At 35.5% G+C, this 21,139-nt stretch carries 22 protein-coding genes; 9 read left to right on the forward strand and 13 right to left on the reverse strand.

What is annotated here, in order from left to right; translation table 11 throughout:
• The first annotated feature begins 35 nt into the window (after nucleotides 1-35).
• Nucleotides 36-1,088 carry an ABC transporter substrate-binding protein gene (locus HMPREF1052_RS04850; protein ID WP_005760345.1) on the forward strand — a complete coding sequence of 351 codons (1,053 nt, stop codon included), beginning with the start codon at nucleotides 36-38 and terminating at the stop codon, nucleotides 1,086-1,088.
• A 44-nt stretch (nucleotides 1,089-1,132) separates the two neighbouring features.
• Here HMPREF1052_RS04850 and fdhD read toward each other — a convergent pair whose 3' ends face one another.
• On the reverse strand, nucleotides 1,133-1,978 hold the full coding sequence (fdhD, locus tag HMPREF1052_RS04855; protein ID WP_040596308.1) for a formate dehydrogenase accessory sulfurtransferase FdhD: 846 nt from the start codon (nucleotides 1,976-1,978) through the stop codon (nucleotides 1,133-1,135).
• Between the two features lie 296 nt (nucleotides 1,979-2,274).
• Between fdhD and fdnG the strand changes: the two genes are divergently transcribed.
• The 7 genes from fdnG to smpB all read left to right on the forward strand — a co-directional run bounded on the left by fdnG (nucleotide 2,275) and on the right by smpB (nucleotide 10,862).
• The gene (gene fdnG / locus HMPREF1052_RS04865; RefSeq protein WP_147280369.1) at nucleotides 2,275-5,358 is read left to right on the forward strand and encodes a formate dehydrogenase-N subunit alpha; all 3,084 of its coding nucleotides are present in this window, start codon (nucleotides 2,275-2,277) and stop codon (nucleotides 5,356-5,358) included.
• A 1-nt stretch (nucleotide 5,359) separates the two neighbouring features.
• A complete protein-coding gene (fdxH, locus tag HMPREF1052_RS04870; protein WP_005760361.1) occupies nucleotides 5,360-6,295 on the forward strand; it encodes a formate dehydrogenase subunit beta in 936 nt (311 codons plus the stop codon).
• Nucleotides 6,296-6,306: 11 nt separating this feature from the next.
• Nucleotides 6,307-6,996: a formate dehydrogenase subunit gamma gene (locus HMPREF1052_RS04875; RefSeq protein WP_005760300.1), complete on the forward strand. Its 690-nt coding sequence runs from the start codon at nucleotides 6,307-6,309 to the stop codon at nucleotides 6,994-6,996.
• Nucleotides 6,997-7,116: 120 nt separating this feature from the next.
• Complete coding sequence (gene fdhE / locus HMPREF1052_RS04880) at nucleotides 7,117-8,028, forward strand: formate dehydrogenase accessory protein FdhE (protein WP_005760358.1); 912 nt, start codon at nucleotides 7,117-7,119, stop codon at nucleotides 8,026-8,028.
• Nucleotides 8,029-8,200: 172 nt separating this feature from the next.
• Nucleotides 8,201-9,067 carry a D-alanyl-D-alanine carboxypeptidase family protein gene (locus HMPREF1052_RS04885; RefSeq protein ID WP_005760298.1) on the forward strand — a complete coding sequence of 289 codons (867 nt, stop codon included), beginning with the start codon at nucleotides 8,201-8,203 and terminating at the stop codon, nucleotides 9,065-9,067.
• Between the two features lie 217 nt (nucleotides 9,068-9,284).
• Complete coding sequence (arcA, locus tag HMPREF1052_RS04890; RefSeq protein ID WP_005760313.1) at nucleotides 9,285-9,995, forward strand: two-component system response regulator ArcA; 711 nt, start codon at nucleotides 9,285-9,287, stop codon at nucleotides 9,993-9,995.
• A gap of 384 nt (nucleotides 9,996-10,379) precedes the next feature.
• Nucleotides 10,380-10,862 carry an SsrA-binding protein SmpB gene (gene smpB / locus HMPREF1052_RS04895; protein ID WP_005760299.1) on the forward strand — a complete coding sequence of 161 codons (483 nt, stop codon included), beginning with the start codon at nucleotides 10,380-10,382 and terminating at the stop codon, nucleotides 10,860-10,862.
• A gap of 39 nt (nucleotides 10,863-10,901) precedes the next feature.
• On the opposite strand, the gene HMPREF1052_RS11585 is transcribed toward smpB, so the two are convergent.
• The 5 genes from HMPREF1052_RS11585 to HMPREF1052_RS04915 form a co-directional block, all read right to left on the reverse strand.
• On the reverse strand, nucleotides 10,902-11,033 hold the full coding sequence (locus HMPREF1052_RS11585) for a hypothetical protein (RefSeq protein ID WP_256593597.1): 132 nt from the start codon (nucleotides 11,031-11,033) through the stop codon (nucleotides 10,902-10,904).
• Between the two features lie 274 nt (nucleotides 11,034-11,307).
• Entirely contained in the window at nucleotides 11,308-11,652 is a 345-nt protein-coding gene (locus HMPREF1052_RS04900; RefSeq protein WP_081484392.1) for a VasL domain-containing protein, read from the reverse strand.
• Nucleotides 11,571-12,161 (reverse strand): hypothetical protein, encoded by a 591-nt coding sequence (locus tag HMPREF1052_RS04905; RefSeq protein ID WP_147280370.1) that lies wholly within the window; start codon nucleotides 12,159-12,161, stop codon nucleotides 11,571-11,573. Before HMPREF1052_RS04905 ends, HMPREF1052_RS04900 begins: the two co-directional genes overlap by 82 nt.
• A 279-nt stretch (nucleotides 12,162-12,440) precedes the next feature.
• Nucleotides 12,441-12,935, reverse strand: a complete 495-nt coding sequence (locus tag HMPREF1052_RS04910; protein ID WP_005760291.1) for a hypothetical protein — start codon at nucleotides 12,933-12,935, stop codon at nucleotides 12,441-12,443.
• Nucleotides 12,936-12,978: 43 nt separating this feature from the next.
• Nucleotides 12,979-13,248: a hypothetical protein gene (locus HMPREF1052_RS04915; RefSeq protein WP_040596309.1), complete on the reverse strand. Its 270-nt coding sequence runs from the start codon at nucleotides 13,246-13,248 to the stop codon at nucleotides 12,979-12,981.
• A 94-nt stretch (nucleotides 13,249-13,342) separates the two neighbouring features.
• Between HMPREF1052_RS04915 and HMPREF1052_RS04920 the strand changes: the two genes are divergently transcribed.
• Entirely contained in the window at nucleotides 13,343-14,056 is a 714-nt protein-coding gene (locus HMPREF1052_RS04920; protein ID WP_005760268.1) for a hypothetical protein, read from the forward strand.
• A 61-nt stretch (nucleotides 14,057-14,117) separates the two neighbouring features.
• On the opposite strand, the gene ssb is transcribed toward HMPREF1052_RS04920, so the two are convergent.
• The 7 genes from ssb to dnaB form a co-directional block, all read right to left on the reverse strand.
• On the reverse strand, nucleotides 14,118-14,552 hold the full coding sequence (gene ssb, locus HMPREF1052_RS04925) for a single-stranded DNA-binding protein (RefSeq protein ID WP_005760275.1): 435 nt from the start codon (nucleotides 14,550-14,552) through the stop codon (nucleotides 14,118-14,120).
• Nucleotides 14,553-14,801: 249 nt separating this feature from the next.
• Nucleotides 14,802-15,269, reverse strand: coding sequence for a DUF3158 family protein (locus HMPREF1052_RS04930; RefSeq protein WP_005760343.1), 468 nt, complete (start codon nucleotides 15,267-15,269; stop codon nucleotides 14,802-14,804).
• 8 nt (nucleotides 15,270-15,277) lie between these two features.
• Nucleotides 15,278-16,036: a PFL_4669 family integrating conjugative element protein gene (locus HMPREF1052_RS04935; protein ID WP_005760323.1), complete on the reverse strand. Its 759-nt coding sequence runs from the start codon at nucleotides 16,034-16,036 to the stop codon at nucleotides 15,278-15,280.
• A 153-nt stretch (nucleotides 16,037-16,189) separates the two neighbouring features.
• Nucleotides 16,190-17,392: an STY4528 family pathogenicity island replication protein gene (locus tag HMPREF1052_RS04940; protein ID WP_005760273.1), complete on the reverse strand. Its 1,203-nt coding sequence runs from the start codon at nucleotides 17,390-17,392 to the stop codon at nucleotides 16,190-16,192.
• A 147-nt stretch (nucleotides 17,393-17,539) separates the two neighbouring features.
• Complete coding sequence (locus HMPREF1052_RS04945; protein WP_005760331.1) at nucleotides 17,540-18,091, reverse strand: DUF2857 domain-containing protein; 552 nt, start codon at nucleotides 18,089-18,091, stop codon at nucleotides 17,540-17,542.
• Complete coding sequence (locus HMPREF1052_RS04950; protein WP_005760359.1) at nucleotides 18,088-19,767, reverse strand: ParB family protein; 1,680 nt, start codon at nucleotides 19,765-19,767, stop codon at nucleotides 18,088-18,090. Before HMPREF1052_RS04950 ends, HMPREF1052_RS04945 begins: the two co-directional genes overlap by 4 nt.
• A 13-nt stretch (nucleotides 19,768-19,780) precedes the next feature.
• A complete protein-coding gene (dnaB, locus tag HMPREF1052_RS04955) occupies nucleotides 19,781-21,139 on the reverse strand; it encodes a replicative DNA helicase (protein WP_005760296.1) in 1,359 nt (452 codons plus the stop codon).

Here is a 21,139-nt window from a genome sequence, read left to right on the forward strand (position 1 = left end):
GTTGGCTTGTTTTCTTTTAATTAAGGAGCAATTCAATGACAACTCATTCAATTTTATCTATTCATAAAATTTTTCTAAAATCTACCGCACTTTTTATCGGTGCTATAAGCCTATTACCTCAATTTGCCCAGGCTGAAGGTAAATTGAATATTTATTGCAGTGTGCAAAATACCGCTTGCGAAAAAATCAGCCAAGCATTCGCTAAAAAATACCACGTAGAAACCCAATTTGTTCGTAATAGTACAGGAACAACATTAGGTAAAATTAAAGCAGAAAAAGACAATCCTCAGGCAGATGTATGGTATGGTGGCACCTTAGAACCTCATTTACAAGCAGCTGATTTAGGCTTACTTGAAAAATACCGCTCACCTAATCAAAAGCAAATTTTGCCACAATTTAAACAATTAATGGAACAACGAGGTGAATTTTCTTCAATTATTTACTTAATGGAATTAGGCATTGGTATTAATACTCAAAAACTTGAAAAACTCAATATTAAAAAACCACAATGTTTTAAAGATCTATTAAAACCAGAATTTAAAAATGAAATTCAATACCCTGATCCTCGAGTCTCTGGTACAGGTTATTCATTTCTCACGACCTTAATCGCACTTTGGGGTGAAGATAAAGCCTTTGAATATCTGAAAGCACTCAATAAAAATGTGTCTCAATTTTCAAAAAGTGGTTTAGCCACAAACACCTTAGCATCAGGAGAAGTAGCTATAGATATTAGTTTTATGCATAGCTATATTCGTGAGCAGGAAAAAGGTGCACCAGTAACAGGCGTTTTACCTTGCGAAGGCATTGGTTATACTTTAGGTGCCAATAGCATTATTAAAAATGCTCGTAATCTTGAAAATGCGAAATTATTTACCGACTGGGTTCTCACGGCCGAAGCACAAGAAATCCCTTGGCGTGAAGCTAATTCTTATCAGCTACCAGCCAACATTCATGCACAACATCATCCTAAGGCAAGTGATCCATTAAAATTGCAATTTATTGATATTGATTTTTTACATTTTGGTTCAGATCAAGAAAGTAAAAAGCTAATTGAACGCTGGACGAAAATGAGTCTATCAGAACAATAACTAAGGCTATAGGGCGGATTAACGAGATCTGCCCTTTACATAGCTCAATATGTCAATCGCTCTTTTCCTGTATAAACTGTAGCTCGTCCTTCCCTAGCAAATCCAATTAATGTGAGATTACTCTCTTCAGCCATTCTCACAGCTAAATCAGTTCCTGCTGAAATTGCAATGAGCATTTCAATGCCACAAGTTGCTGCTTTTTGTACCATTTCATAACTTGCTCGACTTGTCACTAACACAAATCCCAGAGGTTGATTATTCTTCGCATGCCAGCCTAATAATTTATCCAAAGCCACATGACGTCCAACATCTTCACGAATAGCCAATAACTCGCCTTCTAGAGAGAAGAAGCCCGCGGCATGAGTAGAACCTGTTTGCTTACCCAATACTTGGGCATCATGCAAAATTGTTAAGCATTGATCTAGTTTATTTAAATCAAAGCTAAAAGTGCGGTCTAATTTAGGTAATTTTTTAGTCACTTGTTCTAATTGCTCACTGCCACAAATCCCACAACCTGTACGTCCAGTCATTGTACGGCGTAAATCTTTCAGACGAACGAAACAACGAGTTGCCAATTCAATTTGAACCTCCACTCCATTACAAGTTTCTTCCACATCAATACCATAAATATCTGAAGTTTTATCAATAATCCCTTCAGCTAACGAAAATCCTAATGCGAAATCTTCCAAATCTTGAGGAGTTGTCATCATTACTGTATGAGAAATACCGTTATAAACCAATGCTACAGGCATTTCAATCGCTAAGCACTCCTCTTTCTGTACAAATTCTGTGCTTTTTTGTATATTATTTTCCGAATGATATTTATCAGAATGTTTTGTAAATGTTAAATTTTTGAAAAAATTTATTGTTCTTTTTGTGATCTGAATCAACTTTTTTCCTCCAATTAACCTTATTAGTTATAGATTTAAATAGAAAATAAATGTATTCTACACTAGATTTAAAGCTTTACTCATTGTTTATATTTTTTGGGAAGCGATGTAATCAAATTCATTCTCATTAACATTACGAATGAATAATTGTAGAAACGCAATTCTTACTTTTTATTAACATTTACTTATACAAGTAAAATCGTTAAAGCAGGTTTTTATCGTGTTACTACGTTTATCCATTTTTGTTGTTAGATGAATGAGTTTACTACAAACTATTATTGTTTTGAGGATTATCTATGCAGGTCACAAGAAGAAAGTTCTTTAAGATCTGTGCAGGTGGTATGGCGGGGACATCTGCTGCAATGTTAGGTTTTGCACCTACTTCAGCTTTAGCAGCACCTCGTGAATACAAATTGTTACGTGCTTATGAAGCACGTCAAACCTGTACATACTGTGCGGTAAGTTGTGGGATGTTAATGTATAGCACTGGGAAACCATCTACAACATTAAATGGCTACACTGGTTCTAATGTCCGTTCTAAATTATTCCATATCGAAGGCGATCCTGATCATCCAGTCAGCCGTGGTGCATTATGTCCAAAAGGCGCGGGCGCATTAGACTATATTAATAGTAAAAGCCGTGCACTATATCCTGAATATCGTGCCCCTGGTTCAGACAAATGGCAACGCATTTCATGGAAAGAAGCAATTACACGTATTGCTCGCTTGATGAAAGATGACAGAGATGCAAACTACATTGAAAAAAACTCAGAAGGTCAAACGGTTAATCGTTGGACTTCAACAGGTATCTTAACTGCTTCAGCAATGAGCAACGAAGCAGCGCTTATTACTAAAAAATGGGTTACCTCGCTGGGAATGGTCCCCGTGGGCAACCAAGCGAGTGTTTGACACGGACCAACGGTAGCAAGTCTTGCTCCATCATTTGGTCGCGGTGCCATGACTAATAACTGGGTTGATATTAAAAATGCTAATCTTATTATCGTCCAAGGCGGTAATGCGGCTGAAGCACACCCTGTTGGTTTCCGTTGGGTAATCGAAGCGAAGAAAAATGGTGCGAAATTAATCGTTATTGATCCTCGATTTAATCGTACTGCAGCAGTAGCCGATCACTATGTGCCAATTCGTTCAGGTTCAGATATTACCTTCTTAATGGGGGTGATTCACTATTTACTTGAAAACGATAAAATCCAGCATGAATATGTCAAACACTACACTAATGCCTCATTTTTAATTAATGAAGGTTTTAAATTCGAAGATGGCTTATTCTCTGGTTTTAATCAAGAAAAACGTAATTATGATAAATCTACTTGGTCTTACCAATTAGATGAAAATGGTAATGCAAAACGTGATATGACCTTACAAAATCCACGTTGTGCTATTAACCTATTAAAAGAACACGTATCTCGTTATACACCAGAAATGGTTGAGCAAATCACAGGTGTAAAACAAAAAGATTTCTTATATGTATGTGAAGAAATTGCTAAAACATCTGCGCCAGATAAAACAATGACTCACTTATATGCATTAGGCTTTACTGAACACTCAACGGGTACTCAAAACATCCGTTCTATGGCAATGATCCAGTTGCTTTTAGGTAATATTGGTATGCCTGGTGGTGGGATTAATGCTTTACGTGGTCACTCAAACGTACAAGGTACAACTGACTTTGGTTTATTACCAACCTCATTACCTGGCTATATGCGTTTACCAACAGATAAAGATGCTACTTTCGAACAATTTATCAATGCAATTACACCAAAAGATATTGTTCCAAACCAAGTGAATTATTATCATAATACATCAAAATTCTTCGTTAGTACAATGAAAGCATTCTTTGGTGATAAAGCAACTAAAGAAAATAGTTGGGGCTATGACTATGTTCCGAAAACAGATCGTTTATATGATCCAATGACACAAATTCAAATGATGTTAGATGGTAAAATGCATGGTTGGATTTGTCAGGGCTTTAACGCATTAAATTCATTGCCAAACAAAAATAAAACTGTTGAAGCAATGAGTAAATTGAAATACTTCATTGTATTAGATCCATTACAAACAGAAACTTCAGAGTTCTGGAAAAATTTTGGTGAAGCGAATAATGTCAATTCAGCAGATATTCAAACTGAAGTATTCCGTTTGCCAACAACTTGTTTCGCTGAAGAAGACGGAACTATTGTAAATTCTGGTCGTTGGGTACAATGGCATGAAAAAGCCTGTGATCAACCTGGTGAATCATTACCTGATGTTGATATCTTTTCAATGATTCGTGAAGAAATGCATAATTTGTATAAAAAAGAAGGTGGTCGTGGTATAGAACAATTTGAAGCGATTACTTGGAATTATGCCGTACCACATTCTCCTCAAGCAGAAGAATTAGCCAAAGAAATTAATGGTTATGCGTTAGAAGACTTATATGATACCAACGGTAACTTAATGTATAAAAAAGGCCAATTACTTTCTAGTTTTGCTCACTTGCGTGATGATGGTACCACCTCAACAGGTAACTGGATTTATGTAGGTCAATGGACTGAAAAGGGTAACCAAACAGCTAATCGTGATAATTCTGATCCTTCTGGATTAGGGGTAACTTTAGGCTGGGCATTTGCATGGCCTGCAAACCGCCGTGTTTTATATAACCGAGCATCATTGGATATCAATGGAAATCCTTGGGATAAACACCGTCAATTAATAAAATGGAACGGTAAAAACTGGAACTTACATGATATTGCGGACTATGGCGCAGCACCTCCAAATGCAGATGTTGGTCCATTTATTATGTCTGCTGAAGGCGTTGGACGTATATTCTCATTAGATAAAGTTGGCGATGGTCCTTTCCCTGAACATTATGAACCAGTGGAAAGCCCAATTGATACTAATCCATTACATCCAAATGTGGTGGCAAATCCAACAGTGCGAATTTATGACTACGACCGTGGATTTATCGGTACTAACGATAAATTCCCATATGTATGTTCAACATATCGTATTACAGAACACTTCCATAGCTGGACTGCTCAATCTGCGTTAAATATCATCGCTCAACCACAACAATTTGTGGAAATTGGTGAAGCATTAGCTCAAGAAAAAGGCATCCAAAAAGGTGATATGGTTAAAGTAAGTTCTACACGAGGTTATTTAAAAGCCGTTGCCGTAGTAACAAAACGTATCAAAGCATTACAAGTTGATGGTAAAACCGTTCATCAAATCGGTGTACCAATTCACTGGAATATGAAAGCACTTAATGGTAAAGGTAATCCTGGTTTCTCACCAAATAACATCACACCATCATGGGGTGATGCCAATACCCAAGCGCCTGAGTATAAAACATTCCTAGTGAATATTGAGAAAGTGGGGGCATAGCATGAGCTCTGTATTAACTCAAGATATTATTAAAGTCTCTGCGACATCTAGCATTACTCCACCTCCTCAGGCTCGTAGCCATAAAGAGGAAGTTGCTAAACTAATTGACGTAACCACCTGTATCGGCTGTAAAGCCTGTCAAGTGGGTTGCTCTGAGTGGAATGACATTCGTTCTGATGTCAATGCGCAATGTGTAGGTATTTATGACAACCCTGTTGATCTAAATGCTCAAGCATGGACAGTGATGCGTTTTAATGAAGTGGAAGAAAATGATCGCCTTGAATGGTTAATCCGTAAAGATGGCTGTATGCATTGTGCAGAACCTGGTTGTTTAAAATCTTGTCCTGTACCAGGTGCAATCATCCAATATGCAAACGGGATTGTTGACTTCCAATCAGATAAATGTATTGGCTGTGGTTATTGTATTGCAGGTTGTCCATTCAATATTCCTCGTATGAATAATGAAGATAACCGCGTTTATAAATGTACACTTTGTGTTGACCGCGTTTCTGTAGGTCAAGAACCAGCTTGTGTAAAAACCTGTCCAACAGGTGCTATTCGCTTTGGTAGTAAAGAAGAGATGCTTCACTATGGTGAACAACGTGTGGCAGAACTTAAAACACGTGGTTATGAAAATGCAGGTATTTACAACCCAGAAGGTGTTGGTGGTACTCATGTAATGTATGTATTGCATCACGCCGATAAACCTGAATTATATTCTGGTTTACCAAAAGATCCAAAAATTGATCTAAGCATTACACTCTGGAAAGATATCTTAAAACCAGTTGCGGCAGTTGCAATGGGTGGCTTAGCATTAGCTGAAATTGCTCACTATGTTGGTGTTGGTCCAAATGTCGAAGAAGATGTTGAAGATCATAGCCATCTGTTTGAAGAAGCAGATGCAGAGCAAGAACATAAACATTCACATCATGAATAAGGTGGCAGATAATGAGTAAAATTGAATTTACAAATGATACTAAAATTAAACGCCATGGTTATCTTGCGCGTGTAAGCCACTGGTTCTTAGTGATTTCGTTCTTCATGACGATGTTTACTGGGGTTGCTTTCTTCTTTCCTGATTTCTCATGGTTACATGAAATTTTAGGGACACCACAATTAGCTCGTGCAATTCACCCATTTACGGGTATCATTATGTTTATCGCATTTATTATCCTTGCATTTATTTATGCAAGCCATAATATTCCTGAATGGAACGATATTCGTTGGTTAAAGGGAATTGTTGAGGTTTTAAAAGGCAATGAACATGATGTTGCCTACAATGGCAAATATAATCTTGGGCAAAAAATGCTGTTCTGGACATTAAATTTGGCCATGATTACCTTATTAGCAACAGGTATTATTATGTGGAGAAGATACTTCTCAGGGTATTTCTCAATTACCACATTACGTATTGCTATATTACTCCATTCTGCAAGTGCATTTGCTTTATTCACAGGTATTCTCGTGCATATGTACATGGCATTCTGGGTAAAAGGTTCCATTCGCAGCATGGTTGAAGGCTGGGTAACTGTTCGTTGGGCGAAAAAACATCACCCTAAATGGTTTAACCACGAAATTAAACCACATATTGAAGATTATATTATTGAAGATAAAAAACCAGTGAAAGAATATCACTAATTGTCCTGATAGCTAAAAAGTGCGGTTCAAAATTTTAAAAATTTAGACCGCACTTTTATTTACTTAAGCACGTTTTAAAAGCGTTTTTAACTAAATAATAACCGAATTCTAGAGAACATTATGAGTATCAAAATTTTATCTGAGTCAGAAATTAAGGAAGGTGCTAAATCCTACCAAGCACCTGCACTATTATTCTCAAATCCTAAAAATTTATATCAACGCAGAGCTAAACGATTAAGAGAGTTAGCAACAGAACATCCTTTAGCAGACTATTTATTATTTGCGACCGAAGTAGTTGAAAGCCAATTAAATGTATTAACACAACATCCTATTGCTCAAGACCCGCAACTACAAAATATTCAAGATACCATTCCATTGAATGCGAAGACCTTTGCCAAATCAGGTGAATGGCTTGAATTATTCAAAGCATTACTGGTTGAAATCAAACCTAAAGCTAGTGATTTAGTATTAGCAACTATTGAAAATTTAGAAAAAACCAGTGATAAAGAATTAACAGAATTAGCCGATCGCCTGCTAAATGAAGAATTTAATTTAGTCAGTTCAGATCAAGCCGTATTCATTTGGGCGGCATTATCTCTTTATTGGCTACAACTTGTTCAACAAATCCCACATCATAGCCATTTAGAAAGTAATGAAAACTTACACTATTGCCCTGTGTGTGGCTCTGCCCCTGTGTCTAGTGTGGTTCATTTTGGCTCATCACAAGGTTTACGATATTTACATTGTTCACTATGCGAAAGTGAATGGAACGTAGTGCGTGCTCAATGTACCAACTGTAATCAATTTGGCAAGCTCTCAATGTGGTCATTTAATCAAGAATTAGCAGCAGTAACAGCCGAAAGTTGTGAGGACTGCGGTAGCTATCTGAAAATATTATTCCAAGATAAAGATGCAAATGTAGAAGCTGTTGCCGATGACTTAGCCTCTATCTATCTAGATGTGGAATTAGAACAAAAAGACTTGGCTCGCAGTGGATTAAATCCATTTATGTTCCCGGCTCAAGAAGTGTAATCTTTTCATTAAAGTGCGGTGATATTTATAAAATTTCACCGCACTTTTAACTATAACACTTGCTATACCATTCTGAATATATATCATGCAATTTAATTAATTGTTTAAAAAATAGAAAAATATTTAAATTCCTGTTAGAATTCCCCATTCCTTGTTTAATTGGTCATTAAATATGATTAAAAACTTACTTTCTGTTTTGTGTTTTTTGCCAGTGATTGCAATGGCACAATCTTATGTTGTATATGATTTCACTCATGATAAGATTCTCGAAACACATTCACCAGATAACATTCAGCCTATTGCTTCGGTCACCAAACTCATGACAGCTAATGTTTTCCTAGAAAATAATAGAAATCCTAACTGTACTACTACGATTTCCGAAGAAGATTATGACTATATTAAAGGAACAAGTTCGAAATTACCTAAAAATACACCTATTTCTTGTAACGAATTATTAAAAGCCATGCTAGTGCATTCTGATAATTATGCTGCTCATGCTCTTTCCCGCAGTGCAGGAATGAGCCGTATGCAATTCATTCAAAAAATGAATGAAAAAGCTAAAGCACTTGGTATGACATCCACTCATTTCACCGACAGTTCAGGACTATCCAGCACAAACGTCTCCAGTGCCATGGATCTTGTTAAATTAGCAAGATATTCCTTAAATAACTCTAAGATCCAAGATTTATCAAATACTCGAGCCGCCTATATTCGAGCCGGCAGAAATAATGTTTTTATGAAAAATACGAATAAATTGGTACGTGATGAAATTTTTGATGCTGCATTAAGTAAAACAGGCTATATACGTGAATCAGGTTATAACTTAGTATTTGTTAATAAACACCAGTGCCACCATTCAACCATTGGGGTAATTAGCTTAAATAACACTAGCTCTGCATTTCGTTCTACCTTTACAAAAAGTAAATTAGAACAATATGGCTGTTTGGCACTAAACAATAAAGATTTTAATCCTACTGATGATTTTGATGAAGGTTATGATGAAGAAGGATTAGCGCAGCTAATCAATAAAATCAATTAATCATATCCAAATAACCAGCAATGGCCTTAACTTTTACCAAGTTTATTTCTTCCTTATTTTGTCAATTTATTCAATATTATGATATAGATCACAAAACTTCTATCTAGATAGCAAAATAGCTATTTTTTTATTGTTGCAAGATTGTTGCAAATATAGAATTAGTAAAATGCTAATTAAAAATGCAATAACTATTTTTTACTATTTAAGGATATAACCTATGCTTTCTCCACAAATATTAATTGTTGAAGATGAAACCGTCACAAGAAATACATTAAAAAGTATTTTTGAAGCTGAAGGCTATGAAGTTTTTGAAGCTACGGATGGTACTCAAATGCATCGCATTATTGAAACTAAAGAAATCAATCTTGTGATCATGGATATTAATTTACCAGGTAAAAATGGTTTAATGTTAGCTCGTGAATTACGCGAAAAAACGAATACTGCGCTTATGTTTTTAACAGGTCGCGATAATGAAGTTGATAAAATTCTGGGATTAGAAATTGGTGCTGATGACTATATTACTAAACCCTTCAATCCTCGTGAATTAGCGATTCGTGCTCGTAATTTATTGCATCGCACTATGGCTGAAAATGAAAAATCACTCCCGGCACATATTGATGCATATCATTTCAACGGATGGACCTTAGATATCAATAAACGTGCATTAATTAATCCAGAACAAGTGGAATATAAACTTCCTCGCAGTGAATTTCGTGCCATGCTTCACTTTTGTGAAAACCCTGGCAAAATCCAAACTCGTGAAGATTTATTGAAAAAAATGACTGGACGAGAATTAAAGCCTCAAGATCGTACAGTAGATGTGACAATTCGTCGCATTCGTAAACATTTTGAAGATCATCATGATACACCAGAAATCATTGCGACAATCCATGGTGAGGGCTATCGTTTCTGCGGTGAAATTGAATAATGTTCTAAACCACTAAAAAAGTGCGGTAAAATTTTTGAAAATCTTTACCGCACTTTTATCTTACTTAATCAGTAATATCGGGAGTAACTGTATCAACCACATCTACCGCAGTGCCAACGACAGTTCCAGCAGCTGAAGCAATGATACAACCACTTAAACTACTGGCCATTATTCCTACTATCAATACCCTAATTAATATTTTCATAAAGTACAACCTCAGCAATTACTAAAGAATAAATCATATTATTAAAGGCGCCATTCTAATTAGATTAGACTGAATTGCAAGTGAAAAGGTAAATCACTTCTAAATACTTGCCATTTGTACATTACTCAGATATTCGGTACAATTCATAACATAGTATTCAATCATTAATTCATATTCACATGACAAAGAAAAAAATTAAACCTGGCTCAAATACTATTGCTTTAAATAAACGAGCAAGACATGATTATTTCATTGAAGAAGAAATTGAGGCGGGACTTTCATTACAAGGCTGGGAAGTTAAATCTATGCGTGCAGGAAAAGCAAATATTAGTGATAGCTATATTATTTTCCGTGATGGCGAAGCCTATTTATTTGGTGCAACAATTCAACCGCTGAGTGTAGCTTCTACCCATGTAGTTTGTGATCCCACTAGAACTCGTAAATTACTCTTAAATCAAAGAGAATTAGCTTCTCTTTTTGGCAAATCCAATCGTGATGGCTATACCATCATTGCCCTTTCCCTCTATTGGAAAAATGCTTGGGCAAAAATCAAAATTGGTTTAGCTAAAGGTAAACAGCAACATGATAAACGTAACGATATTAAAGATCGTGAATGGAAAACACAAAAAGAACGCATTATGAAAAATGCAAATCGAGGTTAAACGCCTAAAAAAACGTATCTCATCAAGATACGTTTTTTATTATTCAAAAATCTTCTTCAACTCTGCCAACATTAATTGTTGTTCTGCTATGGAAGGATTCTGTTTAATACTGTGTTCTGCTTTATCTTGCAAATGTCCATTAGGCAATACACGAGCCACATATAGAGACATTGATAATACAGATAATACTTTTTGATGTACTTCTATCTGCGCTTTTAATTGTTTAATTTCTTGTTGTAATGATTCAATTGTTAGCTGTTCTGAGATAAATCTAGCCTTAATTACATATACTTCTTATCATAATCTTATTTAAGATTAGCTATCTTGATTGACAAATTAACCTATTGGATAAAATACATACTCATCAGATATTCAGAACATTTTAATCAATCTGGTAGCAAACACTTATAGCATAAGTGTCGTCAGACTAAAGTAGTTTATTTATTTAATTATTGTGTTCAATTAATTTATTATAATATGCTAATAAAGATAAAAACTGTTGTTCGATTTTCTGTCTAAGCAATAAGTCATCTTTATTTTCTGATAAATCACTTAAATTTTTTTCTAAACTATCAATTTTATCTAACTCTTTTTCCATATTATATAAAGCGGTTTTTAAATAAGAAATTGTTAATCCCTGTTTGTTTTTTTCTGCAAATAATAATTCATTCTGTAAATTCTCCAACCTTTCTCTTAATATATCTTGTACTAATGATTGTTTACCAAGAGCTGCATAATAAGATAACTTTTCCTCCCACTTAGATATGTCATCTGTTGATGAATAAAGCATGATTTTTTTGCTTGGTATATACCATATAGTGGAGTATTGATTGTTTCTTGTAAATTATCTGCTTTTTGGTTTATAATCTTATTAAGAAGAGAGATAATAATAGCTCCAGCAAAAAAACATAAAATAGAAAAAATAGGAGAACTATGAAAAGCCTGTCCATTTGAATCTGGTATTATATTCTCTTGATTTTTTCCACTATCTAATATTAGATTTTCATTTATGTCTATTTCAGCAGTAGAAACATCCTTATTCTTCGGCACTCTATTTTCTTTTGATGTAATAATAACCAAACTATCATTATTTATCTTATATTTTTCTTCTTTAATTTTATCCTGAATAAAAGACAATAAATTATTCAAGTTACAAGTCTGCTTATGTGAAGCTAATAATTGCAATATTATTGACAACGATTTTTCTAGCAAAATAAATTTATCTATATCCGTATTTTGGTAAGTTAATTTATAAATATCATCGCTTATCTGTCTATTGAACCAGTTAAGAATAGCCACCCTTGAGCCTAATGCTTGGGGATAAATAGTCTCCCAATGATACTGTAGCAACTCTGACAATTTTTTTATATTTTCAACAAGTAGATCGTAATTATTTTTTGTTTTCTGCTCAGCTATAATAAAATAGATGAAAGTATACAAATCGACTTTGGAGTATTACAAACAAGGTAAGGATTCTTCTCAATAACTTAATCTCTTGAGAAAAAGGCGAGTTTTATAAAAAACGCCCAGCTTTATTGCTGGGCGAATGTTCTAGGAGGTTTTATTTCAATGAAATTGCTAATTTTTTACGGCTTTTGTTAAACGAGATTCAGCTTGTTTAATCCATCTATCACTACCAGACGCTTCCCAGTTAATACTAACTGTATTATTTCCTGTGTTTTCAAGAATGACTTCAAGATAGTTATCTCCCAATGAGACACCACGAGAATCTTCATCATGACCAAAAAAGCCTGATACATGATAAAGTGTACCTTGCACTGTATGATAAACTTTACCTGCTCGATCATCTGTTTCAACAGGTCTAAATCCAAATTCACGTCTTACTTTGATAAATAGCTTATCAATATTTTGGCGAGAAGTGAAACTTCCATTATTACTATGAATAGTTACGCCATTATGGTTTACCGTCGTATTACTCGAATTAGAACCATAAATACTTTGATTAATTTGCCCAGCTATTTCACCTACCTTTGTGTTAATAGCATTGAGTTCTGCACAACCCGCAGTCGCTAAAATAGATACTAATAATAAACTTTTCTTTAATGTATTCATGATCTTAACTCCTTAAAAGTGGCCCATAATTGGAAGAATCACTTTATTTAAATATTCTGCTTAACTCTGGACGACTGATTTGTGAAATTGTTAAAACTGCTGAGAGAATTTCTTGACAACATTCACAACTCTGTATGTAATCTGAACTCTCAAGATGAGAATTTATCAGAGCAGTCCAATCTTCTGGGTAAACTAACCCATGAATTTCAGTGATGAACTGTTTTATATTTTCTATAGGAGCATTCTCAACCCAATTTTCTAGCTCAACCTGATAATTATGCAAAACTTGCAAACGTGTTTGAGGAAAAGTCATATATCCTGCCGTCATTAGTGTTTTAGGTTGTATTCATTTAATCAGTAATATTGGGTGTGAACAATTTTTTATTCTTTTTTATACGGAGAGATATATGAAATGGAAGAAAATTAGAATTGACTTTACCGAAACAGTCAAATGTCAATTTTGCGCAAGGATGATTACCTCAGGAAAAGGTATTGTTGTTCAAGACGAAATGGGAAATCTGGCGTTTTCAGGACCGTCTTGTGCTCAAAATAGGAACGGACCAAATATAGTGAACCCTAAAGAAAAAGTGATTGATATTACAAAAGGCTGTGTTTTACAAGAACCGAACAAGACATTGTCAGGTAAAGAACAAAACAGCACTGAGCAAGATAATTTCACTTCAAAGCATGATAATGAAGTTCACGATTACTTAGATGTTAATGCTGTAAAAGCATACTTGATTTTGAGATTTGAAAAACTTTCACATTTAACCTCCATATTAAAATCTCGAAAATTAAATGAAATTTATCAGAATTATAAGCAAACAGGACAAATATCTTCAGGTGATGAAAATTATTTGCGCACGATTATGTATAGATGTATACATTCGGCATATACTTATCAAAACTTACAAGCGGTTTATGCCGCTGAATATTGGTTGAATTCATTCATTGAACATCATCCTGATAACGATTTGACTTTCATAAGTAGTACGTTAACACAACTTAGAAAAAAACTTACTCTAACAGAAAAGCAGATTCTAGCTATAAATAACTGGTTTAAGCATTCTGATGGGAAGATGGTGAAATTAAAAGCAAATGCTTTTGTAAGAGATGTATAGATATTTAGGATGGAGTCCACTTATTTAATTACGCTGGACCAACGTAAAGCTAGTTTGGAACTCAGAACGGAATGTCGTCATCAAAGTTATTTATCGGAGGCTCCATTTGATTCGATACATTAGCAGGTTGATTTTGTGTTGGAGCAGAGGATGTTCCATTATTACGCCCACCTAACATTTGTAGTACATCACCTTGGATTTCCGTGGTATAGCGGTCTTGACCATTTTGATCTTGCCATTTACGGGTACGTAAACGACCTTCTACATAAATCTGTGAACCTTTATGAAGGTACTGACTGACCACTTCAGCTTGACGACGATAAAACACAATGCGGTGCCATTCAGTTACTTCACGACGTTCTCCTGTTGTTTTATCCGTCCAGCTTTCACTTGTTGCAACACTGATATTTGCAACTGCTTCGCCATTTGGCATAGTACGCAATTCAGGTTCATTACCAAGATGCCCGACAATAATGACTTTATTGATGCCTGCCATTGTATTTACTCCTTCAACAAATCAAGTACGACCTATTAAACTTGATTTACACAAAGAAAAAAGCATTTAATTAAAATTCTGTTGGAATGAATTTCTAAAATGTGAGTCGCTTATTTAGTCACCAATAGTAAAGGTATTTTCTTCGTTAAGGTAAGGGGCTTGTCCCCTTACCTTTAAAAGGCCTTTTAATGCAGGGATTACATACCTAACTTTTTCAGGCTTTACATACCTAATTTTTCAGGGATTACATCACAGAGATTGTTCAACTTTTTCAATTTTCGAAGCACACTCCGACAACTGTCGCAAAATATAATTGAAGATCGAAACCTGCATATTGACCAAAATACGATCTTTTTCCACTGCGACAAGCTCATCACGTAGAGATTCTGATACATTTTTATTACTTAGTAAGGGCTGCCAAACGGTTTCACCAGTTCCAGTATGATTCATACTGCGCCAGCGCAAAAATGTTCCACCTGATGATGAAGACTTATCCTTAATCATAAAAATTGGCAAAGTTTGTAATTCACTCGATTTCACTCGTTGAACCATTTCTAACTGATAATCCATAAAAACTGTACGTGCTTGATGAACTTGCTCAAATAAAATTTTGTAATCTGTTCCAGTTTCTAAATGACTGAATAGCTGTTTCAGTACATTATTTACATCTGTATTTTTAGCTAGTTCACGATACATATCTTCAGAAATTAATCCCATATAGCAACCTATTCATGTTTTGTATTTGTTGTAACCTGGCTTTCAACGGATTGTTCATTCTCATCCGCTAATAACGAATTATGACGAATAAAAGGCGCATAATCAGCACGTCGTTCGCCTGTTAGTACATAATCGGGCACTTCATAACCCATTCGCTTAATTGCAGCTTGATAGCGTGCATTTTTGTCTTGAGCATCTTTACGGGTAATACCTGAATGTTTGTAGTTTTCAATCACGCCAAAACATTTGCGCAGTAGGACTGCGCCTGCTTCTAGCCATTCTTGAGCATCCGCACGAGTTAATAACGCAATATGCGCAGCTGTCATTGTTACTCGGGCTAAATTATCAAAATCACCTAGAAGATAGAGTAACTGGTAACCTAATTGAGAGTTGACATAAATAGGATAGGAGATTGGTGATACATTGGTACAACGCTCAAACTCAATACTTTCGGGTAATCTATCTGCATAGATACCAACAAGTTTATTGACTAATTGTTGCATTTCTTGGCGATAAAGTAGTACTTTTTCTTCAAAACGCAGTAGATAATCATCAGCATACGGATCATCTTGTGCTGCATCTTGTTGAATTTGTCCAATGAGTTTTAAAGCATTAGGCATACTCAAAATAGATGACTGAGTAATTTTACCATTTTCGTCTTTTATGGAATTTCTTCCTGTCCATAATTTATGTGCATATTGGGTATGTAAGGTAAATTTGATCTCACTACGTAATGGACCAAGTTGAGATTCAGGTGTAGTTGTCATAGTTAATACTCCTATAGATTATTTCTGTTTAAATTTTGCTCACTGTGTACACTGTACACAGTGGTTATTTTTTGTTCTCTGGAAAGCCCCTTTCCAGTGATTATTTTTTGCTCACTGTAAACACTGTTTACAGTGGTTGTTTTTCATCCAAAACTAATTAGAGCAAAGTTGCATTCGTAATTGTTTCATTTGACTGACTAATTTCTCTCGCTCAGTCGGAGAGATTTTTTTCGGTTGTTCAGTTTCTAGTGTATTGGGTTTATTTGCTACCACGATGTGTTTTACAGGTTCTAGGTTACTTGCCATGCTTTGTTGACCAAGCTCAAAATAGTAAGGTTTAAAAGTCCCTTGATGTGCTTTCTGTATCAAGGTATACAAATACCCACTTGGCTTTTTCACATCTTGTTTTTGGATAATACGCTGTTGAGCCTCAAGTAGAATGGCTTGGCATAACCCTAAATCTAATCCATTCATCGCTTGTGCTGCCATATTTTTCTCTAATGCAGAAAGTGATATTTCTGCTGGCCAAGTCAATTCGTCAGATTTTCCAGTACAGTACTTATTAATATATAAAGTACTAGTACTGTACTGTTTTCCTGACTTCCATTTTGGAAGTCTGTCTAAAATCAATGAGTTAGCTTCATTTTCATCCCTAACTTCCATTTTGGAAGTTAGGCTTTTAGGTGATTTTTCCCTGATTTCCACATTAAAATCCCTGACTTCCATTTTGGAAGTTAGGATATTTTCTTGGATATTTTGTAGTTTTTCTTGTTGTGAAGTCTTTGTTTGTGATTGAGTAATTCGTTGCTGATACTCTCTATAACGCACTTGCATACTTTCAAGATGTGAAACATAGTGCCATTGTGTTTTATCAGAAAGTAAATGCTCAATAATATGGTTAGCCACGCTGTTTACAATACCATCGTGATGTTTTGCGCATTTTTCTAAAAAAGTTAGATAGTCATCATTGAGCTGAAGTGCATCTAAAATCGGGATGGGTTCATCATGTAATAGATAAACATTTCCCATAACGTGTCCTTTCTCATTTCTGACAGTTTCACATAATGTCAACCAACGAGTTAAGCGTAAAAGATAGAGCGTTTGCGTAATTGCTTTGTCTGAAAGGCGACTATCAGCATACGGTTTATCGGATAATAATTTTCCTAATACATCATAAGATGGAAAAAGCCCACCTTGAAATTCTCGGGCATTACATTTAATCAATTGCCATGCAAATTTTGCTCTTGGTGTTAGATGCGGATCATGTAGTAAACGTGTTGGTACAGTTTCGTGTTGATTACCAAAAAAGAGCAACCCGTGTTCTGTACGTTTATTATCTGGTTGTGTTATCTTCATTTTTATTCTCCAGACAACATAAAGAGTTTTTTTCTTGCGCTAATATGTCGTAGTGGTATAATTGCATCAGATTATTTCCATAGAGTCATAGATGGAAATCTCCGACCCCAAAGATAGAGGTTTAGGCTGTTTTCGGTTTTTTTCTTTCTAGTTATTTTGCCATTCACAAACTAACTTCCAAACAACGGTTAAGTTCATATTGCTTTCTTCAGCAATAAGGCTTAACAGTTCTAATCCTTCCAATGAATAGAGCGTGTCTATTGTTGATTGATATTTCTTCCATAAATTCCAAATCAACGCTTGCTCTTCATCCGTGGCTGCCGCTTTTCTGCCCATTTTCTCTTCTTTACCAAGTAATTGACGACGAGCTGATACGGCAGAAGTGGATAACCCAAAGTATTGATTAAGCATTTCTATGGATGCGCCAAGCAAAAGTGCGCGATCAATAACCTGTTGCTCTTCTGCATTTTCTTGAGCTACTGCAAGGAGCTTCCAAAAAGCATCATGATTGATCTCCACTTTGGCAAATTGCACAGTAGAATGACTGATGTAAAATAGCTCATCTAATGTAAGTTGATTAATTGCTTTCAGTTCATCTTCTGAAAAGCCTAAATTTAGGCAAGAACGTACATTACCTTCTCGTAGATTAAGTAATACATTGGCTAATAAGGCTTCATTAATGGTTGTTTGCTTAATCATGGCTGAGCTCCTTGGCGTAAATGACGTACAACGCGAATAAGTCGAAAAATTTTAACTAAGGTAATATCATCTATCACTGAATTTAGTTGTTGGTTAAATAAAAAGTGGCTTTCTAAAGTACAGCTTGTTGATTGTGAAAAATCGTTTGTCTGTAACATAGAAAGCAGGTGATAAATAAAGGTGGCATAAGATGGAAGAGAACCGTTGCTTGGCTTCATTCGATAGCTATAATCCACAGGCGTTTTGATAACGTGTTCCACTAAATCTTCAATATTCGCAGTCTCTGCAATATCTAATGCTAAAGAATAGGCTTCCGAACGATAGTTACGTGCAGGGTAAATCTGCCAAATATCTTCAACAGGTTGGCGACCACAACAGGCAAAAGATAACCCATTTTCCATCGCACGTTTTTCACGTTGATCTTGAATACTCATACCTGGTGTTAAACCAAAGCCTTGTGAAATCTGTGTTAATAGCTCTGAATTAACATCTTCATTTGTTTCAATAGTCGAATCATTAGTTTCGTCAAAGAAACTCATCTCTTGTGAGGCCACATCTTCATCAGAATGTTCTGTTTCATTCTCATTTAAAGAAGAAGGCGTTGTAGGAGTTACAACTGAGTGATTTTCAGTAGATGCGTTTTTTTCAATATCCTTAGGCATCACTGGTTTTGTTTTTACTGTTTCCTGATGCTGTGTAATTTGCTCAATGCTATGTTCAACATGGTTTTCTATTTCATGTTGTTTGGCTGCAATTTTCTTAAATTTTCGCTCATCAAGATCGATTTCAAGATAAAGTGATTCGTAGGTTGTTTTTCCTTCAAGTAAATCAGCCATCTGTGTAATTAACTTATCTTGGAAATCACGTGCTTGAAATGGTACATCCTCATTACAACTTGTAAGCGAGCTTGCCCAAATCTTCTCAAAAGGTGTATCCACTTCAAGGTGATAATGATGCCAAACTTCATCTGCGTTATTGCGAATAGCCAGTAACTTATCAATTTGAGTATGACCCAACCCCTTGAATAGCACATCGGGAATATATGGATAGAGATAAGTCACACAACGTTCCATTTTTAAAATCAAAGCATGGGAAATGATGTAACCATCTTTCTCTAATTCCGTTGATAACTCACGGGCAGATAGCGATTTTTCTAATTTTTTCTCGTAATATTCTTTCGCCTGTAAAATACCGAGTGCTTTTTCAATAAAAGACAAATCGGCACGTGTGTCATTTTCAATTAAATGACCGATCAAGATATTCAGTTCAGCTTCAACGCTGTCTGCAGAATCACCTTGCCAAGGTTTATATTCACAACTGATGGACCAATATTTTGGATCTTTGGTTTCAGTGAATAGCTCTTTTAAGGCTTGAATACGTGTATTCCCACCGTCGGCAATAATATAAAAATCCTCCCCAGGGCGACGTGTAATATTCGGCTTATGATCTAAACCACGACGACGAATAGATTCTTTAATCATCTCAAAATTAGGATTACGTGTCTTACGAGGGTTGTGTTCATAAGGACGTAATTTATCTAATGTCACCGTAATGTATTCCACTTCTGAGTTATAATGACTTGGTGTTACCGTTTGATATGATGGAGATACATTTGCAATTGGGCTAATATTTAAATTTCGTGCAATGGCAGCCGCTCTTTTTTCATTTTTTGTCATGTTTTTATTCTCTCTAATTGTTCGTTACTGCTAGATTTTCAAAGAGCGAGTACTCCCCTTTAAATCGAGTAAATACTGTCTTTAACGGACCATTGCGTTGTTTTCCAATAATGATTTCTGCAGTACCTGGATAGTCTGTTTGTTCGTTATATACTTCATCTCGATAGATAAATAAAATGAGATCGGCATCTTGCTCTAAAGAACCTGATTCACGCAAATCAGCATTCACAGGGCGCTTATTTGATCGTTGTTCTAAACTGCGATTCAGCTGTGAAAGGGCGTATATAGGGCAACCCACTTCTTTTGCTAAATTTTTTAATGTTTGAGAAATCGCTGTAATTTCTAAATGACGATTTTCATAGCGATGTGAACCTTGCATTAATTGCAGGTAATCAATAAAGATCGCTGCGGGTTTGCCATATTTACGAATGTTATAACGAACTTTTGAACGTAATTTTTGTGGTGTTACCCCACTCTCATCATCAATAAGTAAGCGATTTTTCCATTCTTTTAAAATACTCCCCATAGCAAGAGAAATTTTTGCCCATTCATCTTCACTCAATTGATCTGCTTTACGTATAGCTTGCAAACTCACACGAGCGCGCATAGCTAAGAAACGTTGCATAATTTGCTCAGCAGGCATTTCCATGCTGTAGAATTGAATAGGGAGATCTTTAAACTTCTCTAAAGTGTGATACGCAATTGTTTGACAAAATGCGGTTTTTCCCATCGAAGGTCTTGCACCAATTACAATAAAATCTCCCGCCTGACCACCTGTAGTCACTTCATCTAATTCCTGAATACCTGTTGGCGTGCCAGTAACAGGATCGGCATTCTGAGCAGAAGACTCCATACGAAGAACTACTTTTTCTAAGGTTTCATTCAAATCAGCAACGCCTTTTGTTTGTTTCAATAAAGTTAAATCAGTGAATTTTTTTTCTATATCCTCAAGCAACGCTTCTAGATTTTCGGCAGATTTTCCCGTTTGCTTCTGTGTTTCGCTGATGATATGCTGCCCCAAAGTAAACAACTGACGGTGCTTGCTAAATAGTGAAACAATGTCAGCATAAGCAAGAATATTAGCAGCACTAGGTATATTTTTAGACAGTTCAGCTAAATAGGCAAAGCCACCAACCTCTTCCAATATGCCTGAACTTTTAAGCATTTGCTCTAGTGTAATAAGATCAATGGGTTGATTAAGTTGCGCCAATTTACTCATATGCTCAAAAATCACTTTATGTGCATAATTGTAAAAATCAGTAGGACTAAGTTTTTCAGCTACATCGTCCCATCGGTCATTACTAATTAATAAGCCACCAAGTACACCTTGTTCAGCCTCGATAGAATAAGGAAGATTTAATAGTGTTTTCAT

Source organism: Pasteurella bettyae CCUG 2042 (assembly GCF_000262245.1).
GTDB lineage: Bacteria > Pseudomonadota > Gammaproteobacteria > Enterobacterales > Pasteurellaceae > Basfia > Basfia bettyae.

Coding starts and splice junctions, on each gene's coding strand:
- HMPREF1052_RS04850 (WP_005760345.1), top strand. CDS start 36: ATGACAACTCATTCAATTTTATCTATTCATAAAATTTTTCTAAAATCT.
- fdxH (WP_005760361.1), top strand. CDS start 5,360: ATGAGCTCTGTATTAACTCAAGATATTATTAAAGTCTCTGCGACATCT.
- HMPREF1052_RS04875 (WP_005760300.1), top strand. CDS start 6,307: ATGAGTAAAATTGAATTTACAAATGATACTAAAATTAAACGCCATGGT.
- fdhE (WP_005760358.1), top strand. CDS start 7,117: ATGAGTATCAAAATTTTATCTGAGTCAGAAATTAAGGAAGGTGCTAAA.
- HMPREF1052_RS04885 (WP_005760298.1), top strand. CDS start 8,201: ATGATTAAAAACTTACTTTCTGTTTTGTGTTTTTTGCCAGTGATTGCA.
- arcA (WP_005760313.1), top strand. CDS start 9,285: ATGCTTTCTCCACAAATATTAATTGTTGAAGATGAAACCGTCACAAGA.
- smpB (WP_005760299.1), top strand. CDS start 10,380: ATGACAAAGAAAAAAATTAAACCTGGCTCAAATACTATTGCTTTAAAT.
- HMPREF1052_RS11585 (WP_256593597.1), bottom strand. CDS start 11,033: ATGTCTCTATATGTGGCTCGTGTATTGCCTAATGGACATTTGCAAGAT.
- HMPREF1052_RS04900 (WP_081484392.1), bottom strand. CDS start 11,652: ATGCTTTATTCATCAACAGATGACATATCTAAGTGGGAGGAAAAGTTA.
- HMPREF1052_RS04910 (WP_005760291.1), bottom strand. CDS start 12,935: ATGAATACATTAAAGAAAAGTTTATTATTAGTATCTATTTTAGCGACT.
- HMPREF1052_RS04915 (WP_040596309.1), bottom strand. CDS start 13,248: ATGACTTTTCCTCAAACACGTTTGCAAGTTTTGCATAATTATCAGGTT.
- HMPREF1052_RS04920 (WP_005760268.1), top strand. CDS start 13,343: ATGAAATGGAAGAAAATTAGAATTGACTTTACCGAAACAGTCAAATGT.
- ssb (WP_005760275.1), bottom strand. CDS start 14,552: ATGGCAGGCATCAATAAAGTCATTATTGTCGGGCATCTTGGTAATGAA.
- HMPREF1052_RS04930 (WP_005760343.1), bottom strand. CDS start 15,269: ATGGGATTAATTTCTGAAGATATGTATCGTGAACTAGCTAAAAATACA.
- HMPREF1052_RS04935 (WP_005760323.1), bottom strand. CDS start 16,036: ATGACAACTACACCTGAATCTCAACTTGGTCCATTACGTAGTGAGATC.
- HMPREF1052_RS04940 (WP_005760273.1), bottom strand. CDS start 17,392: ATGAAGATAACACAACCAGATAATAAACGTACAGAACACGGGTTGCTC.
- HMPREF1052_RS04945 (WP_005760331.1), bottom strand. CDS start 18,091: ATGATTAAGCAAACAACCATTAATGAAGCCTTATTAGCCAATGTATTA.
- HMPREF1052_RS04950 (WP_005760359.1), bottom strand. CDS start 19,767: ATGACAAAAAATGAAAAAAGAGCGGCTGCCATTGCACGAAATTTAAAT.
- dnaB (WP_005760296.1), bottom strand. CDS start 21,139: ATGAAAACACTATTAAATCTTCCTTATTCTATCGAGGCTGAACAAGGT.